This is a genomic window from Flavobacterium sp. ACAM 123 (assembly GCF_000264055.1).
GTDB lineage: Bacteria > Bacteroidota > Bacteroidia > Flavobacteriales > Flavobacteriaceae > Flavobacterium.
The window spans coordinates 1-19,430 of record NZ_AJXL01000069.1 but is presented as its reverse complement, the minus strand read 5'-3'; the positions used below and the strand labels follow the sequence as shown (position 1 = coordinate 19,430).

Annotated in this window: 12 protein-coding genes and 1 pseudogene; 10 read left to right on the top strand and 3 right to left on the bottom strand. The window is 35.3% G+C overall.

All coding sequences use genetic code 11. The features are described 5' to 3' along the window. Positions 1-31: 31 nt before the first annotated feature. Complete coding sequence (locus A3SG_RS0112560; RefSeq protein ID WP_016990375.1) at positions 32-295, bottom strand: GlsB/YeaQ/YmgE family stress response membrane protein; 264 nt, start codon at positions 293-295, stop codon at positions 32-34. A 407-nt stretch (positions 296-702) separates the two neighbouring features. Between A3SG_RS0112560 and A3SG_RS21635 the strand changes: the two genes are divergently transcribed. The 8 genes and pseudogenes from A3SG_RS21635 (at position 703) to A3SG_RS19830 (ending at position 14,427) form a co-directional block, all read left to right on the top strand. Beyond that, positions 703-1,008: a hypothetical protein gene (locus tag A3SG_RS21635; protein ID WP_157485456.1), complete on the top strand. Its 306-nt coding sequence runs from the start codon at positions 703-705 to the stop codon at positions 1,006-1,008. A gap of 273 nt (positions 1,009-1,281) precedes the next feature. Then, positions 1,282-1,944 (top strand): annotated as a pseudogene (locus A3SG_RS0112550) (Na/Pi symporter); the annotation flags it as partial. Between the two features lie 698 nt (positions 1,945-2,642). Beyond that, positions 2,643-2,798, top strand: a complete 156-nt coding sequence (locus A3SG_RS21630; RefSeq protein ID WP_016990370.1) for a hypothetical protein — start codon at positions 2,643-2,645, stop codon at positions 2,796-2,798. Positions 2,799-3,113: 315 nt separating this feature from the next. Continuing rightward, a complete protein-coding gene (locus tag A3SG_RS0112530) occupies positions 3,114-8,063 on the top strand; it encodes a translocation/assembly module TamB domain-containing protein (RefSeq protein WP_016990369.1) in 4,950 nt (1,649 codons plus the stop codon). Between the two features lie 28 nt (positions 8,064-8,091). Then, positions 8,092-10,383 (top strand): BamA/TamA family outer membrane protein, encoded by a 2,292-nt coding sequence (locus A3SG_RS0112525; protein ID WP_029596792.1) that lies wholly within the window; start codon positions 8,092-8,094, stop codon positions 10,381-10,383. Between the two features lie 406 nt (positions 10,384-10,789). Beyond that, positions 10,790-12,217: an L-serine ammonia-lyase gene (locus A3SG_RS0112520; RefSeq protein ID WP_016990367.1), complete on the top strand. Its 1,428-nt coding sequence runs from the start codon at positions 10,790-10,792 to the stop codon at positions 12,215-12,217. Between the two features lie 730 nt (positions 12,218-12,947). Next, a complete protein-coding gene (locus A3SG_RS0112510) occupies positions 12,948-13,466 on the top strand; it encodes a DUF4377 domain-containing protein (protein WP_016990365.1) in 519 nt (172 codons plus the stop codon). 253 nt (positions 13,467-13,719) lie between these two features. Next, positions 13,720-14,427 carry a tyrosine-type recombinase/integrase gene (locus tag A3SG_RS19830; RefSeq protein WP_316945244.1) on the top strand — a complete coding sequence of 236 codons (708 nt, stop codon included), beginning with the start codon at positions 13,720-13,722 and terminating at the stop codon, positions 14,425-14,427. A gap of 45 nt (positions 14,428-14,472) precedes the next feature. On the opposite strand, the gene A3SG_RS0112500 is transcribed toward A3SG_RS19830, so the two are convergent. Continuing rightward, entirely contained in the window at positions 14,473-15,186 is a 714-nt protein-coding gene (locus A3SG_RS0112500; RefSeq protein ID WP_016990363.1) for a hypothetical protein, read from the bottom strand. 86 nt (positions 15,187-15,272) lie between these two features. After that, the gene (locus A3SG_RS0112495; RefSeq protein WP_016990362.1) at positions 15,273-15,560 is read right to left on the bottom strand and encodes a hypothetical protein; all 288 of its coding nucleotides are present in this window, start codon (positions 15,558-15,560) and stop codon (positions 15,273-15,275) included. Positions 15,561-15,671: 111 nt separating this feature from the next. Here A3SG_RS0112495 and A3SG_RS0112490 point away from each other — a divergent pair, with 111 nt between their 5' ends. Together A3SG_RS0112490 and A3SG_RS0112480 are read left to right on the top strand one after the other, a co-directional pair. Further along, entirely contained in the window at positions 15,672-16,334 is a 663-nt protein-coding gene (locus A3SG_RS0112490; protein WP_016990361.1) for a hypothetical protein, read from the top strand. A gap of 781 nt (positions 16,335-17,115) precedes the next feature. Next, positions 17,116-18,726 carry a DUF4435 domain-containing protein gene (locus A3SG_RS0112480; RefSeq protein ID WP_016990359.1) on the top strand — a complete coding sequence of 537 codons (1,611 nt, stop codon included), beginning with the start codon at positions 17,116-17,118 and terminating at the stop codon, positions 18,724-18,726. Positions 18,727-19,430: the final 704 nt, after the last annotated feature.

The window sequence follows — 19,430 nt, the reverse complement described above, 5'->3', positions numbered from 1 at the left end:
TTTTTTTTTGCTACTTTGATTTTGTTGCTTTTTAGACCCTACGTATTAAACTAACAATGAATAATAAGACTACCGCCCCTAATACAGCGGTAACTACACTTGCTACGCTAAAACCTCCCACAACGGCACCAGAAATGCCCAGTTGGGAGCCAAGCCAGCCCCCTAAAAAACTTCCGATAACACCAACAATTATGTTACCAATAATACCGAAACCACCCCCGCTAATAACTAGACCGGCTAACCATCCTGCGACTACCCCTAAAAGCAACCACACTAAAAGACTTTCTCCTGACATATTTAAATAATTTAAAGGTTTAAACAATAGTTAAAGTTAATTAAAAAAGCGTTTGATTTTTACTTATTATGAAAATATTCTCGTCCGCTACTCAACCATTAAGACCTAAAACACAACATAACAGAGTCGTAAACACTGTTTTCAGACCTGAAAAAAAAACACACTTCCGAATCCATTCTAAAAAAGTAGCAAATTAGCGTTCTATAATAAAATTTTCCAAGCTCTTTTTCTAGTTGCATCCCTATCGTAGTAATTGATTTTTTTTTTGTCTGCTGCTTTTTTATTCGTTTTAACCTAGTAATCAAATGTCAAAACTAAATTACCTTGTGATGGTATAGGTGGAAAGACGGCAATTAATCAAATGCTACATCGTGCTGATCAGACCCAAAGGAATAATCCGAATGTAGATGCGCGATTTCTTCCTTTTGAGAAACAACCCGAAGGCTTTACGGCAAACACAACTACAGCCTTTCACTTTTAGTGCCAGAGGCGGCAGACCAACAACCTGCTCTAGAAGGAATATGATGACTACAAATATAAAAACAGCTATAATTGTTGAATACTTTACAGCTTTCATAGCTTGTATGTTATACCGCTTGTATATTTACCAGAGTCCAGCTACATCGTACTATTTTCATACTATATCGGCAGTATACCAAAATGATTTGGACTCAAACATAAATTGGTTCGGTATTAGAAGCGTTGAAAAATAATCAAAGAGATAAAGAACATAATATGGAGATTCTTGCGATGCTCGGGCCCCTAAAGTATGGTGGCTGCGCTAAAAATTTAACAATTATGATTCTGTTTTTTTACTTAAAAAACAAACTTTAAAAAAAATGTAAGTTATTTAAGTAGTTATACTTAAAAATTATTCTATTGTTTTTATATCGAAAAATTTTCCCCTATCTTTCAATATCTTTTACACTATGGAAATATTTCATTAGCTCCTCCAACTCGATGCAAGTAGAGGTCTCTTTCTTTTTGCGATGTATTTACTGGAGGAGTCTTTAAAAAATCTTTCTGGAAAGAGTTTTAAACTTTTTTTACAACGCATTACAAAGAATGCAATTGGAGTCTTTACATTAGGTGCGATAGTAACCAGTATTCCACAGAGCAGTTCTATGATTTCCTTTATGGTCTAGTCTTTTATGAATACAAGTGTATTTACCACGAGGACTGCAATGGCTATTATCTTAGGGGCAAATCTGGGAACGACACTTGACAGCTGGATGTTAGCAACGCTGGGATTTAATATGGATATAGAAGTAGTTTCCTATCCTGCTGTTTGTTTAGGAGGCCTTATCCTTATCTTGTTTGGAAATGGGAAAACCTATCGATACATTTCTTATTTTCTTTTCGGATTTAGTTTATTATTTATTGGACTGTCGTTTATGAAAACATCCACAGAGTCGAAGGTAAAAGTTTTTGATTTTTCGCATTATACTTCCATCTCATTAGCTGTTTTTTTACTCATTGGTTTTATTATCAATGATTTTGTTCAATCCGGTTCTGTGACAATGGCACTTACGCTTAGTGCGCTTCATGTTGGAGAAATATCCTTGCCTATCGCGGCTGCCATTATATTGGGCTCACAAACTGGAACTACCATTAAAACAATGCTCGGTGGGGTAGGCGGCAATACTTGAAAAAAGCGAATCGTGTTGGGAAATTTTCTTTTCAATGTTTTCGTCACCCTCTTTGCTTTCCTTCTTTTAAGCCCCATACTATTTCTGATTACTGACTTATTTTATGTCAGTGATCCTCTCGCTGGCTTGGTTCTGTTCTCCACGATCATCAACTTGGGTTCCTTTATCATCTTGTAACCCCTATTACATAAGTTCACCCATTTTCTAGAACGTTTTTTCAAGAAATCCGATGGAGCAATGACTGCTTTTATTGGACATGCTACCATAGCTGAGCGTCTGCCTGAGATTTATTTAAAAGGAAAAAAGACTATTGTACTCACAATTCCATGCTTTTCAATTTAGAGCTGTTTAAAATTTACACCCAATACATCCGTGAAAATTCCAATTATGCACAAATCCAAAAGGAAAACAAATTTTTTATAAAAACAGTAGAAGAAAAGTATGATTTTCTAAAGCAGCTGCAGGGTGCGCTTCAAGTTTTTTATTTAAAACTAAGTCCTAAATTAGAATCATAACAGTATTATCATCTCAACCCGTTAATTGCTGCTGTACGCAACGCTCTACACGCTGTAAAAAGCATTAAGTGTACAGGTGCGAATATTGTTAACTCAAGAAATTCGTCCAAAGACATCAAGTACAATTTTTTTATTCACAGCGAGCAAGAGACGGAAGCACTATACCAGCAGCTCAATGCACTGATGACCCAAGAAATACCTGCTAGTATTGAAAACCTGGAGCAGCGGTTTAGTGTAATAGAAGACAACTATACTTCAGCATTAAACAACTTCTATGTAGAGGCACAAAATGCCTCATTAGAAAAAATCGATATCACCACGATTATCAATTTTATTTAGGAACTTTTTACGTATTACAAGGCGATGCTAATGGCAGTAAAAGATTTTTTATTGCATGAGAAAGAGGCTCAGGAATTCAATGGACTTCGAGTGTATAGAAAGTAAAAAAGAAAAAGGTCCATGACGCGCTACCGATCCTCTTGAATTACAACTTTTAAAGATATCTTCCATTTGTCATGATTCTCATCCAATAATTTTACAATTTAAACTTTCTTATTTATAAAGGAGTATCGATATAATTTTTCATCTTTGTGGTTAATTTGATTTAGAATTACGGTAGATCCTGACTTTTTTGGTTTATAAAAACAGTACCATTTGAAAGAATATTTAAAAAAAGGTTTGAAAATTTTCCAATGGACAGTAGGAACAATCATCGTATTATTCCTGTTGCTGCTGCTGCTTATCCAAATCCCTTATGTGCAAAATTTTGCAAAGGACAAAGCAGTGCTTTATATACAGGATAAAATCAAAACGAAGGTTGTTATCGCTAAAATTGATATTGGATTTCCCAAACAAATAATAGTAGAAGGGGTATATTTTGAAGGGATAAAAAAAGACACACTTTTGCGCGCTAATAAACTCACCGTTGACATCAGTATGTTTCAATTATTCAATAATAAAATTGAAATCAACTCCGTCAATTTTCAGGGAGTTACAGCAAATATAAATAGAGATTCGACTTCTGTATTTAACTTTGATTATATTATCAAAGCATTCTCTTCCCCTACTAATCAAAATCCAGACACAGACCCGATGACATTTTCGCTAGAAAACCTCAATCTGGACAAGATAAACTTGAGATATACCGATGCCTTTTCAAAAAATAAGCTTTCTATCCAACTGAATCACCTTGAAACCCGCATCAAAACTTTTGATTTAGAGAAGATGGATTTCGAAGTGCCCAAGATCAAGATTAAGGGATTAAACCTTAAATACAAACAAGGTATTACAGCAAATGATAATGAGGATAACAGCAGTCCTCAAACCAGATATAAACTTCAGTTAGGCGAAATTGATTTATCGCAAATTGTAGTAGATTATCAGGATGAAGCTAGTAAATTAAGTACTACTTTTTATTTAAAAAAGGGACTAACTAAATTTGACAATACCGATTTTTACAATCATTTTTTTTTGATTGATGTCCTCAATGTATCGGATGCAAATGGAAAAGTTACTTTTCGTAAATCAGGAAAAAACACGACGAAAAAAGAATCGGCTGCAAGTGCTAGCAGAGACTGGGATTTTAAGGTCAGAGAATCCAATATCAAACGCGTTGCTTTTAATTATGATAATCACAATGCTGCTGCGATACCAAAAGGCTTTGATTACAACCATTTAAAAGTACAGTCGCTAAGCTTTGATGCCCAGGACATCCATTACAATTCCGTAAGCACCTCTGGTAAAATAAATGCTTTTAAAGCAAAAGAACAAAGTGGTCTGAACGTTCAAGCGTTTACAGCTGATTTTTTCTACGGAAAAACGAATTCTTTTTTTAAAAATTTGTACCTAAAAACACCCCAGACCTTAGTAAAAGACGAACTCCTGATAGGCTACCCATCAATTGCGGCCATTAGTGATCATTTAGAAGAATTAAGTATAAATGCTACTTTAAAGAAAAGTAATATAGGGTTTAAAGATATTTTGCTTTTTGCTCCTGATTTAGCCAATACGGTGCCTTTTAAGAACAATCCAAATGCTATACTTCAGGTTAACGGCAAGATCTTTGGCAAGTTAGGCGAAATCGAGATTCCAAGTATACAACTCAGCGGTATCGGCAATACAAAAATTGTAGGCAGCGGAATCATTACCGGTTTACCAGATACTGAAAAAGCCTATTTTGATTTTGACATAAAGGAACTTGTATCCACCGCCAAGGATGTCAATGACTTCTTGCCAAAAGAAACTATCCCAAATTCCATCAATTTACCGGAATCGTTTAATGCCACAGGAACCTTCAAAGGGACCATCGATAACTTCACCACTGATCTGGTTTTGGAGAGTAGTTTTGGTCCTGCAAAAATCAAAGCATTATTTGATCAAAGAATAAAAAACAAAGAAAAATATGATATCAAAACGGAACTGGAAAATTTCGATTTGGGAAAACTGATTAAGAACAATTCTATTGGAAAAATTAGTGGAAACGCCACGATCAAGGGATCCGGATTAGACCCAAAAACAGCTGATATCACCATAAAAGGAACCATAGGGAAAATCTATTATAATAAATACAACTATAAAAATCTCGATCTTAGGGGAACCGTTAGCAACAGCCTGTTTCAAGCCACCGCTGATAGTAAAGATCCTAATTTAACCTTTGACTTAGTGAGCAGCGGTAGTTTTAAAGACAAATACCCTACCGGGAAAATAAAGTTGAATATTGATGTTGCCGACTTGGATAAACTGAATTTACATGCCGGTCCCATGAAAATTAGAGGGATCTTAGATGCGGATATTCAATCAGTCGACCTCGATTATCTTAATGGAAAATTCAATTTTACCCAACTTACCATTGCCGATGAAAAAGAGCAATTTGTTATTGATTCTATTACCATGATTGCTACTGCAGTTGCAGACAAAAACACGCTGTTTTTTAAGTCCCCATTTTTAAATGCCGAAATAGAAGGGAAATACAAGTTGACTACAATAGCTGACGCCATCACTAACTCATTTTCTACTTATTACGCGGCTAGCCCATCTCGTAAACAAGCTGTTGCCGAAAAGCAACAACTGCGATTTAAAGTTGCCATTTCAGATAGCCCAATTTTAGTGAAATTTATTCCTGAACTAAAGAGTCTTGAACCTATTTCCTTCTCCGGCCGCTACAACACGGTCAATGATTCGATTGTCTTAAATGCAGCAATCCCAAAATTAGTTTACGGCGACAATACAATTACAAACGCGGTACTTAAAGTAGATACAAAGGACAACGCTTTAGTGTACAATCTTGTGGTGGATGATATTCAAAACAGTCAATTCCAGTTGCCTTATACTTCCATTACCGGAAAAGTACAAGACCATACTGCTGCTTATACCTTGCAGTTAAAAGATCTAAAAGATAAAGAAAGATACCTGCTCTCTGGAACACTAAAATCTTCGGCGGGAAATAATGAACTTCGCCTTGATCCAACGAAACTGTTACTTAATTATGAGTCCTGGAAAATGGCTTCGGATAACTTTGTTCGTTTTGGAAAAAAGGGAATCTATGCCAATAATTTTGAATTAAGTAAAGAGCAAAGCAGCATTAGGATACAGTCACAGTCCGAGCAACCCAATGCTGCTATAGCGATTGACTTCAACGATTTTAAGATAGAAACGATCAGCAATATCGCGATAAAAGGCGACTTAGAAATAAGAGGGAACATCAATGGTAATGCTGTTGTAAAGAACTGGAATCAATCGGCGATTTTCACTGCTGATTTGGTTGTGGATCAATTTGCTTTCAAGAAAGATACAATCGGCACCGTTACCCTCCATGTCGATACTAAAGTGGCTAACACCTACAATACTCGCGTTTCGATAACGGGACAGGATAACTTGGTCGATTTAAACGGAACCTACAAAATGGGAGACGGGAATTTAGACATGAACTTGGATATTGCTCGGTTAAACCTGAAAAGCATTCAGGGATTCGCACTGGATAACCTAAAAGAAAGTACTGGTTTTTTTACCGGGAATTTTAAAATTACAGGAAATACAGATCAGCCTAAAGTGGTTGGTGATTTGCTTTTTAATGAAATTGGATTTAAAGTCACCCCGCTCAATTCTACTTTTAAATCCCTAAATGATACAATCGCATTTACTGGCAACACCATTGTTTTCAATCAATTTGTCATAAATGACGAAAGAGACAATGATTTAGTCATCAATGGAAAAATTGATAGTCAAGATTTTAGCAACATCGGTTATGACTTAACGCTGGATGCAGTAAATTTTAAAGCCATCAATTCTGAAGAGAAAGACAATGATTTGTATTACGGAGAAATGTACCTCGACAATCATCTAAGAATAGGTGGCACCTACAACAACCCTGTCGTGGACGGGAATATCAAAGTGAATAAAGATACTAAGTTCACGATTGTCATGCCACAGTCTGATCCATCGGTTGCAGATAGAGCTGGTATTGTTGAATTTATAGACCAGGACAACCCACCAATGATTCAGACCACGCTTCGAGCAGATGAGGCCCTGAGTAACCTAGAAATCTCAGGCGTCAACGCATCAGTAAATATTGAAGTGGACAAAGAGGCTGAATTGTCTATTGTCATCGACAAAGCCAATGGAGATTTTTTAAAATTAAAAGGTGAAGCCCAATTAACAGGGGGTCTTGATTCCTCCGGAAAAACAAGTTTAACAGGACGGTACGAATTAACGGAAGGGTCTTATGAAATGAACTTTAATTTGATCAAACGCAAATTTGACATCAAAAGCGGTAGTTATATCTTGTGGACCGGGGAACCTACGGCGGCAGATATCAATATCACGGCAGTCTATAAAAACGAGGCAGCACCCATCGATCTTGTGGGAGACCAGTTAGCCAATGTATCGGCTTCCGTGAGAAACACCTATAAACAAAAAATTCCTTTTGAAACCGAATTGAAAATGAAAGGCGAACTGATGAAGCCAAGCATTTCCTTTGATATTATCCTGCCCGAAGGAAACAACAGTGTTTCTACCGAAATCATTAACGCTACACAAGCTAAACTGACCCAATTGCGTCAGCAGCCAGATCAATTGAACAAACAAGTGTTTGCTTTACTACTGTTGAACCGTTTTATAGGTGAAAATCCATTTGCCAGCGAATCCGGGGGAACTACCGTTTCCTCTTTAGCTAGAGAAAGTGCAAGTAAAATCCTGTCACAACAATTAAATAATCTCGCAGGCGATTTAATAAGCGGTGTCGAGCTAAATTTTGATTTAGTTTCTTCTCAGGATTACACCACGGGGCAACTGGAAAACAAAACCGATTTAAATGTTGGGATTTCTAAAAAATTGCTAAATGATCGGTTGAAAGTGACCGTAGGAAGCAGCTTTGGCCTGGAAGGACCACAACAACAAAACCAAGAAGCCAGCACTATTGCCGGTGATGTTATTATAGAATATCAGCTTTCTAAGGACGGACGATATAAATTAAAAGCCTATCGTAAAAATAAATACCAAGTGGCGCTTCAAGGCCAAGTGGTTGAAACCGGGGTTGCTTTTGTAATAACTTTAGATTACAATGAGTTTAAAGAGTTATTTGAAAAAGCAAAAGCGAAAAAAAAATAAAATAAAGAATATTCCAAACAGCAGACTGATGAATACGAATTCCACACTATACCTCCTTTTTATACTATTGTTTGTGGCAAGCTGCAGCGGTACAAAAAACTTACCAGAAGGCGAGCTGTTGTATGTGGGTGCCAAGATAAAAGTGGAAGGCGATGCCACGCCAAAAAAGGAACGCAAGGCTTTGAAAGCCCAATTTGAAGCTATTGTAAGACCAAAATCTAATTCCTCCTTTCTTGGTTTTAGACCCAAATTATTTATTTATAAGATTGCAGGTAGTCCAAAAAAGCAAAAAGGATTTCGCTATTGGTTGAAAAATAAAGTAGGAGAAGCACCTGTTTATTACAGTAAAGTAGATCTCGAATACAATAAATTAGTTTTACAAAATAATGCGGAAAACAACGGCTATTTCAATACCAGATCCACGGCGGATTCCACACGTCACGGTAAAAAAGTGACCGCTGAGTACACCGTATTACCCAAAATACAATACCACATTAGAGCAATTAAATTCCCTCAGGATTCGACTATCCTTTCAAGTGCCGTTCGCGAGACGGAAGACAGGAGCTTGCTAAAAAAAGATCAGGGCTATAATCTAACCACCATAAAAGAAGAACGGTTGCGCATTGATGCCCGTCTTAAAGAAAAAGGATTCTATTACTTCTCACCTGATTATCTTAAAGTTCAGGTGGACAGCACGGTTGCAGACCATCAGGTTGATTTAATCGTCAAGGTAAAAAAGGAAACTCCACCATCAGCGCAGTCCCAGTACCGTATTAACGACATCATTGTATATCCCAATTATTCCATTAATGCGGACAGCCTTGTTGCCACTACAGATTCAGTTGTAAAACACAACGATATCACGATTATCGACACTGAAAACATATTTAAACCGCGTATTTTTGATCGAACCTTCTATTTTAAAAAAGAGGATTTCTACAACCGTACCAATCACAATTTATCCCTAAACCGATTGGTTAATCTAGGAACGTTTAAGTTTGTGAAAAATCAATTTACAGTCGCTGACACCATCGGGAATTATCTCGATGCTTATTATTACCTCACTCCGTTGCCCAAAAAATCCATTCGTTTGGAAGTATTGGCCAAAACAAATTCAGCTAATTACACCGGTACAGAACTCAATGTGAACTGGAGCAACAGAAACGTTTTCAAAGGAGCTGAATTGCTTACGATCTCCGCATTTGGAGGACTGGAAGTACAGGTTTCGGGTTTAAATAACGGTTTCAATGTGTATCGTTTTGGTACCGAAGCGAACTTGGTTTGGCCTAGAATCCTCTCTCCATTCCATTTTGTGTCTTCTGGCGGTTTTGTCCCTAAGACCAAAGCGACTCTGGGATATGAATTCCAAAACAGAACCAAGCTGTATTCATTGCAAACATTCAAGGGATCTTTCGGCTATTTATGGAAAGAAAATGAACGCAAAGAACATCAGTTCAACATCACCGAAATTACTTATGCCAGCCCGCAAAACGTGACGCCATTGTACCAAGAGAAAATCATCGCTAATGCCTCCCTTGGAAAAGTAATCGAAAAGCAATTGATCTTTGGTCCGACGTATTCCTACACTTATACCAATACAATGGAGACCAGAAGGAAGAATAACATCTATTATAAAGCAAGTTTAGATCTAGCAGGAAATATCTCAGGATTAGCGACTGGAGCCAACTTGAAAAAAGGAGATACCATAAAAGTATTTAGTGTGCCGTTCAGCCAGTTTGTAAAAGTGGAGAATGAATTTAGGCATTATTTGAAATTGGGTGGCGAAAGACAATTAGCCAGCAGAATTATTGCCGGCGCCGGATTTGCCTATGGAAATTCGAATGAAATGCCTTTTATAAAACAGTTTTTTAACGGTGGAACTAATAGTATCAGGGCTTTTCGTGCTAGATCTATAGGACCAGGAAGTTTTGATGGCACAACGACTACCAATACGTTTCTTGCCGATCAATCCGGAGATTTAAAACTAGAATTTAGTACAGAATACAGAGCGAAGATTTATGATATTGTAAAAGGGGCCTTGTTTGTCGATGCGGGAAACATCTGGTTGTTGAAAGACAATCCTGATAAACCTGGAGCGCAGTTCTCTAAAAACTTCTTACAGGAACTTGCTGTGGGCGTGGGTGCTGGATTGCGGTTTGACTTTTCTTTTCTAGTGCTTAGAACAGATCTTGCTTTCCCCATTCGCAAACCATATTTGCCAGAAGGAGACCGCTGGGTGCTGGATGAAGTACGCTTTGGGAGCAGTTCATGGCGAAAAGAGAACTTGGTTTTTAACTTGGCCATTGGCTATCCGTTTTAGTCTTTTAGAAGTAGTCCTAACTTCAAAACCAACTGTTTTTTGCTCTGAATTCGTCGAATAAAAGGTAATTGATAGCAAAAACAGTAACTCGGTTTGTAGTATCATTGCTACTTTCTAAAAATTGATGTCAGTGCTGATTAAAATTAAAGCTCTATCCTCGAAGCAGCAAGTCCTTTTGGTTGGTATCAACAAAAAATATTTTAAATCGGTATTCTAATTTAGCTTTCGAAACAGAAAATCACTGTGCATAAGGCTATTATAATTTAAATTATAATTGACATTGTATTTTTAATTGCAGAATAATTACTTTCTAACGCTAAATAGTATCAAATAATTAACATTTGTTCAATTACAGTGTAAATCATTGCTGATTTCTACTATATTTGTACAATAAAGTGCTCTATTTATGGAAGAATGTATCTCTGTCTTTGACATGCTAAAAATTGGCGTTGGCCCCTCTAGTTCTCATACCCTTGGACCTTGGCGCGCCGGAGAACGTTTTCTTGAAGAGCTAAAAGCTAAAAACCTGCTTCAGTCTGTCACAAGAGTGAAAACAGATTTATACGGTTCCCTATCGTTAACGGGAATAGGACATGCCACTGATTTAGCCGTTATGTTAGGCCTGAGTGGCCAGGACCCAGAATATATTCCTATAGCAAACATTGATGGAATCATAAAGACCATTAAAGAGAAAAACCAAATCAATCTAGGCAATGAATTCTTGATTCCATTCTCCTTTTCACAAGATATCGTTTTCAATAAAGAGTTCCTCGCTTTTCATTCTAATGGGATGAAATTTACGGCTACTCTCGAGAATGGACAAGAATATGTGGCCACCTTCTACTCCATTGGCGGTGGATTTGTGGTCAAAGAAGAACGCGTGAATGCCAAAAAGAAAATAGAAATAAAACATGCTTTTCCATTTCCTACAGATAAGGCGGTCGACGTTTTAGCCTACTGTATCGCTGAAAATAAGAAGATCTCTGAAATCGTTTATGAAAACGAGAAGTCCATGCGTACCCCAGAAGTGATTGACCATGAGCTGATGCGCATCTGGAATACCATGTTAGAGTGCATGTACATCGGTTGCCATACAGAAGGAATCCTTCCAGGCGGCTTGAATGTGCGTCGCAGGGCTTTTAATATGCATCAAAATTTAATTGGGTTATCTAATTACAGTGACCCGCAAACGTGGTTAGAACAAATCAGACTGACTGAGGTAAAATTTCGCCAAATCCTGAAATGGGTGAGCTGTTTTGCCTTATCAGTAAATGAAGTCAATGCCGCTTTGGGCCGCATTGTAACTGCACCCACTAATGGTAGCGCCGGAGTAATTCCGTCTGTATTGATGTATTATCTGGTGATTGAAAACCATGATGCTGGCGAAAAAGAAATCAAACAATTCCTTTTAGTCGCTGGCGAAATAGGCAGTATTTTTAAGAAAGGATCAACCATATCAGCCGCTATGGGTGGTTGCCAGGCAGAGATCGGCGTCTCTTCCTCTATGGCAGCCGCGGCTTTGTGCGAGGTACTAGGCGGAACCCCAGAACAAGTTTTAATGGCTGCCGAAATCGCTATGGAACATCACTTAGGATTAACCTGTGACCCCATAGGAGGATTAGTCCAAATTCCTTGTATCGAACGCAATACCATGGGTGCCATCAAGGCCATCCATGCCGCTGAACTGGCGCTCGAATCTGACCCTAAGCATGCCAAAGTACCCTTAGACAAGGTAGTTGCCACGATGTGGGAAACAGCAAAGGACATGAACAACAAATACAAAGAAACTTCAGAGGGCGGCCTCGCCGTAGCGGTGAATATGTCTGATTGTTAATGCTGAATTTATTTCAGCATCTCATAATTATTGCACTATTTTGAATTAAGCATCTTGTTCTTAAATCCTACATCATCTGGGCGTGCCCCTACTTCCACTCCGTTGCAGTAGCGTCAGGCTTTCGGCACTCGCTTCCCGATAAAAATCGGGAGAGCTCAAACAAAGCCTCAATCCTTCACGCAAGACCCTATTTTGCGACATCGAAAACACTCCATTTTAAATACAAACAACAATCGATTATTTAGTTTATTCAAAATCAATGATTTAGAAGTGCTAATTGCAAATAAAGTAGTATTTTAGCTTCTTTATTTGCATCTTATGCAAATAATTGTAAAAAAGATTTGGCATCGTGATGCCCATCGCATCGGACTTTTTTTTAAGTACGATAGTGCTACCATTTCTCAAATAAAACAATTGACAATGTTTTTGCAGGACAGCCAATTTATGGTAAGTATAAAAAATAATTTTTCATGCAATAAAACCAGACGAGAAAAACCACCACTATACACACACATGTTTCAAAAATGGCTACTGATAAAATAGTAAGTCCACTAGATCGTTTAGTAGATAGAAAATAACAAAGAAAAACTGAATTAATAATTAAAAATATAACAAAAAAAATGTATATATTGCACGTTGTGTATTAGTTAGCAACCATTTGACAAAATTATGCGTACTAAATAATAATAAATAAATATAGAAAAATATGAAAACTTAAATTTTATTTTTAATGGTTATTGGAGTTTTATTCTCTTGTTCTAATAGTGACGGAAATGAATCTCAAATTATTGATGTGCGAATTAACCATTTCCAGAACACAGGAATAGCTGTAGGACCTGTTTTAACATTACTCGTGCAAGAAGGGAATAATATTGGAACAAATAGTTGGACTAAATTCTACTCAAATATCGAAGGATTTGCTTATGAACCTGGAAAAATCTACAATCTCTCGGTAAAAGTTGAACCTATAGAAAACCCACCCGCTGACGGAAGTTCTTTAAAATATACTCTCGTGGAGGTCAAGTCAATTCAACAAGTTGATAATGAAACTCTTTTTGATATAGATTTAAAAATAAATGGAGAAAATTTTATAACAACCGACTCTGGTCTAAAATTACTCAATCAAATAAATATTGATTGTAAGAATATCTGTAATGACTTAGAAACGACGATACAGAATCAAGATTTTGTAATTGGAACTTTTAAAAGAATTTCAGATAATGAAATACAATTAGTGGAAGTTAAATAAAAACTGTTGCCAACAGCTAAGGCTTTGTTGGGCTTGAAAAGCCAACAATGAAACCGCTGTTGAACTGCCTGTCCCGAATTATCGGCAGAACCGCTCTACTTCCGCCACTATGGGGTTTTCGTAAAATTATTTGGAGGATTTCAAAAGGATTTGAAGTCCTCTTTTTTTTGGAGTAATAATCCATCTGGTTTTATCGTGTTTTCCTTCACGTGTTAGCAAACGCGACCTCACCTATAAAGAAATCACAAAATACTTGGCATCACTTATGGAGCGCGGTTTATCAGCATCCTCAGGACATAGCATGGTTAATGCCTTGTTGTTTTACTATCAGCAAATAGAACATCAGAAAGGTTTTGAGCTTAAACTTCCCAGACCAAAAAAAGAAAAAAAGTTGCCGGCTGTACTAACTATGGAAGAATGTGCACAAATCTTTAGGTCAGTAGACAACCCAAAGCATAAATTATTACTGCTAATAGGGTATGGTGCTGGCTTGCGCGTAAGCGAGATTGTGACGCTACAGTGGAACGACATCTTGTTCTCTGAGCATAAAATCCATATTAAAAATGCCAAAGGCAAGAAAGATCGCATGGTGATGTTGCCTTATTCTATCGTGAGTTCGCTGGATTATTACAGGAAATTATACCAGCCCAATAAATATGTTTTTGAAGGACAATATGCAGGTGAGCCCTACAGCGCCGGTAGCGCACAAGCAGTAATGCGGGCAGCCTTAAAAAAATCTGGCTTGTCAAAGAACGCAACAGTACATACCCTAAGGCACAGTTTTGCCACTCATTTACTAGAAAGTGGGACAGACATTAGATACATTCAAAAATTTTTAGGTCATGCCAGTATTAAAACCACGACAATATACACCCATGTTTCAAAAATGGCTACCGACAAGATATCAAGTCCACTAGATCGTTTAGTAGATGAAAATAACAAGAAAAAACTTAGTGACTAATGAAAAAAATCAAAAAAGATGTATATATTTGATGTTATATACAAGTTAAGCGAGATTTAAAACCACGAGTTCGTTCTGAGAGTTCGTTTTCATAATTGGCATACATAAAACCTCTATTTTGCCAATTTTAAACACATTTGAACCATTTGCTTTGTTCTGATAAACTAATGTTATTTCATTTTCTTGTAATAGATTTTTAACATTAATTAATCTCTCAATCATTTTAATTGAAAACCTACTGTCTTTTAAATCTACTAAAGTAAGACCGTCAACTTCTTTTTCTCCAGTTGGTACTTTTCTTGAATTAGATTGATAGCCTTCTCCATCGCATTTAGGACAGTCCATATCTTTAGTCCATCTTCCATACTCCCATTCGACTTCTCCTTCACCTTCACATTCTGTACATTTAATATCTTCTCCTACTTCTTTCAATACATCCACAAGAGGTGCGTTTTTTAAATAATCTTCAATTTTACTTATGTCTAATCTAAAAGATTGATTTCTTTCAGCAGGAATATTATTCAGTATGATTTGTGGGTTTTGGTTTTCGCAAATATTCAATTCATTGAACGTTAGGTTTTTATCGAAAAACACCATTTCGTGAGCATTTGTAGCAACAGCTAAATTATCTACATAAAATGGTTTTGATAACCAACTTCTTAATTCATCTATTCCTGTATAAAGATTTAGGATTTCATCATAAACCTCGCTTAACACAGGTTTTGCCTCATTGCTTGAATTTTCATTTTTTGTATTCATAGTCTTAAATTTTAATATTGTTAATTGTTAGGTTTTATTTGTGAGTTCGGGCAAGCAACGAAGTCAAAGCCTGATACCGTTAGTAGCTATTCTTTGAATCGAAAATCATCATATGACAAAATATTTATATCCCAAGTGTATTTTAAATCCCTGACCTCGATAATTTCATTTTCTGGAAAATTATTTATTACGATACGTTTTTTGATTGTGTAAGATTCTTTTGTAAAAACAGTATCGCCTTTTTTAAAATTACTGCATTCATCAGAAGTGTATAACTCTTCTTTTTTACAACTTGTAGCAGAAAATAGAACAGCTACTAACATTGCATATACAAAAGCAATAGGATAATTTTTTGATTTAAAGATATTTTTCATTTTGTTTTTATTTAGGTTTAATTTATTAATTTGTATTTTTCAGCATTGCCTTAGTATATGCACTGCCGTTAGTGGCAAGCTTAACGCAGAATTAACCAAAAACGAAATAACATGAAACAACTTCTTCTCTTATTGATGCTAATATTATTATGTAGTTGTGGAGAAAAGAACAAAACAGAAAAGGTAGTTGCGACAACAGTTCAAAAAAGTAAATATCGAACTCTATTATCCAAATTCGAAAACATATCTATTGACACTTTAGAGATATATTCTTCCGAGAATTTTGGCATTTACAAAGGAGTACAAATTGATAGCTTAGACGCTATTTTGTTTCCAAAAGAAATAGCCGAAGCATATTTCCTTGAACACGATATTTACGCATGCTGTAAGTTTGATATTGATTCTTCAAAAATTGGATTAATAGTAAGAACACCATCAATGTATGTTCCATCATCCATTAAGCTATTTGTATTTGATAAAATTACAGACAATATTTCAGAATATATTGAATTAGCAGAAAGTTGGGGCGATGCTGGTGATGCAATCGAAAAAACTTCGTGGCTAATTAAAAACCCTAGCAACAAAATAAATGTTTTAACTCGCGAAATTGAAAGTCATGATCATAGCGTTGAAGATGAAAATGACACTATTGTTGAAAGTTGGGACAAGTATTACCTTTTCGCATTTAATCATAAGTTAGATACAATAAATAAGAATTCTGATTTGTTGAAAAAAAAATTTAATGTAATCCTAAATAAACAAGCCAGCCACTAACAGCTGTTTTGATATAGTGGGGATTTAGTGGAATTACCGTTTCGCATCATTTTTTCGTTAAGCCGAAAATTGAAAGGTTACGAATTCCCCGCCATCTCAAAGCAGCAAAACGTTGGCAGTAATGCGCGCGCCGAAACCAAAAAAGCAACTAAAGTTAAAAATGAAAAACATTATTTTAAAAATAATTCTAATTCAATTTATTGGTTGTGTTTTCTTAATTCAAGGAATACAGAATTTATATTTTTACACTCAAAATGAAAAATTTGAATGTTATTTAAAGTTTTTTGACAAGCAAAAATCGGAATGTTTCCAAAATTTAAACTTGACAAAAGAAGTTGGTGAATTTATCTCAAATATTTACTTGTGGTTTTTTTATTGGCTTTTTAATCGGAATATTTATAATTGGATTGATAAATTGGAAAAGAAAAAGGCATATTTTAAATACAGTTTTAACTACAATTCTATTATTTTCTCTTTTCCCATTTGGTTTTTTTAGAAATAAATACGTAAGTTTTTGTTTTAGACAACTTGGAAATTTATTCAGTGAAAAATTTGAAACTAAAAACTTAATAAACGGAATAATATTTACGATATGTGGAAGCTTAATTTTGTGGAAAACATATAATTCCGAATAAGCACTACTGCCAACAGCCGTTTGCCAAGATTGGGGGTTTAGTGGAATTAGCGTTTTTTTACTACATTTACGGTAAGCAGAAAATAATCGGCTTCGAAAGTCCCCAACCTAGGCAAGCGTCGAGACGTTGTGCGTAATTAAAAAAAAATGACAGAATCAAAATATAAATTTACAATTCAAACTTCTAATAATGGAGTTTTAAATATTCCACTTTCAGAAGGAAATGCTCTTTTTGTATTAGGAGCAAATGGAGTTGGGAAATCAACTTTAATGCATTCTTTGTATCAGCAAAATCTTGAACATTCTAAGAGAATACTTGCACATAGACAAACTTGGTTTACCGATAACGCTATGAATTTAACGGCATCTCAAAAAAAACAAACTGATGGATATATATTAGGTCAAGATAGAAACAAAGAATCTCGATGGAAGGATGATTATTCTTCACAGAGGTCAAGTTTATCTATTTTCAATCTTATCAATTCAGAAAATGTAAGAGCAAGGAAAATAACAGATGCAGTAGATATTGATAATATTGAAAAGGCAAAAATACTTTCAAACATTCAGGCACCACTTCAAGCGATTAATGAACTGTTAGCTTTATCGAATATTCCAATTATTATATCATTAGGAAAAGATGAACAACTATTTGCTTCAAAAAATGGAAGTGAATTATACAGCATAGCGGAATTGTCTGACGGAGAAAGAAATGCTTTGTTAATTTGTTCTGACGTGCTAACTACAGACCCAAATCAATTAATAATTTTAGATGAACCTGAAAGGCATTTACACAGAGCAATTATTTCACCTTTACTAACCTCATTATTTAATAAAAGAAAAGATTGCGTTTTTGTTATTTCAACTCACGATATATTTTTACCAATAGACCATAACGAATCCAGCGTGTTATTAATTAGAAACTGTACTTGGAACAATAAGAACATTGTAGATTGGGATGCTGATTTAATTACCGAATCGGATGAAATACCTAATGAGATTAGACAGTCAATTTTGGGAGCAAAAAGAAAAATACTGTTTGTTGAAGGAGAATCGACAAGCCTTGACAAACAAATCTATCAACTAATTTTTCCAGAATTAAGTGTTATTCCCAAAGGCAGTTGTAAAGATGTGGAAAGAGCAGTTGAAGGTGTGCGAGGAACCGATAAATTACATTGGATTAATGTTTTCGGTTTAATTGATGCGGATGACCGCACAGCTGAACAACTTCAAACTCTTATGAATAAAGGGGTTGTTGCTCTTGAATCCTATTCAGTTGAATCTCTTTACTACAGAACAGAAATAATTGAAAAAATTGCGGAAAGATTTGCAGATATTTCAGGTAAGAGTAAAGATGAATTATACACAAATGCAACTTCAAAAATTATTGAAAATATCGCCTTACATAAGGATAGACTTTGCTCACGATTGTGTGAGAAAAAAGTAAGGAATTTAGTAATGTCAAATCTTCCAAGACATCAAAACATACTAAACAGAGAACAGTTTGTATTAAATATCGACTTAAATGAGGAATTTGAGAAAGAGGAAATAATTTTCAACAACCTTATTCAAAACGAAAATATAAATGGACTTATCTCTAGATATCCAATAAGGGAAACACCAGTTATTAATGGAATTGTTGGAGGATTAGAACTCAATACAGACACCTATGAAAGTGCAGTAAGAAAATTAATTATTGATGACCCAAATATTAAATTACATTATCGAACATTATTGAATAAACTGACAAATTTGATATGAAATAACTACGCACAACACGGTATATAAAAAATAGCGGGTTCGATGTTAAATCGAAAATTTTAGCATATTAATAAAAGTAGTTATAAACCGAAAAGTAGTACATTTTAAACCGCTACTTTTCATATACCCAACCGTTATAGGCAAGTTGGCCAAAAATGAGCAGAAAATATGTATATTATTAAATGAAGTATGAAACAACGACAATATAAAGTAAGAATACATTCTGTAAGTAGATTTATTATTGCAATGATAATTATACTATGTTCATTATCATTTATATTGGTAGAGTATTTTCCGCACGTAGAAAATCAATTCATTTCATTTCTTCAATTTGTTCCAGTATTATTAATATCATTATTCATAGCGAATAAGATTGGTACAGCAAAAATAAAAATTGTATTTACTTCCGAAGCTATAATTCATACTTGGGAACGGAAATTTCCCCTAAGTTGGGAAAGAGATATTACTATACCATGGGGCATAGTTGACAATTATGTTTTTCAAAATGATAGAACTTTTGATAGCTTTATTATTAATCTTAAAAATAATACAAGATATAAAATTGACAGACAAAATATGTTCGCCGAAAAAGATGACTTCAAAAAATTGGTGAAAGAATTTCCGAGGTTATCAAATAATTACAGGAATAAAGAAGTTTGCAGAAAATCAAAAATTTGAAATCATTAGAGGAAAAGTTTTTTATG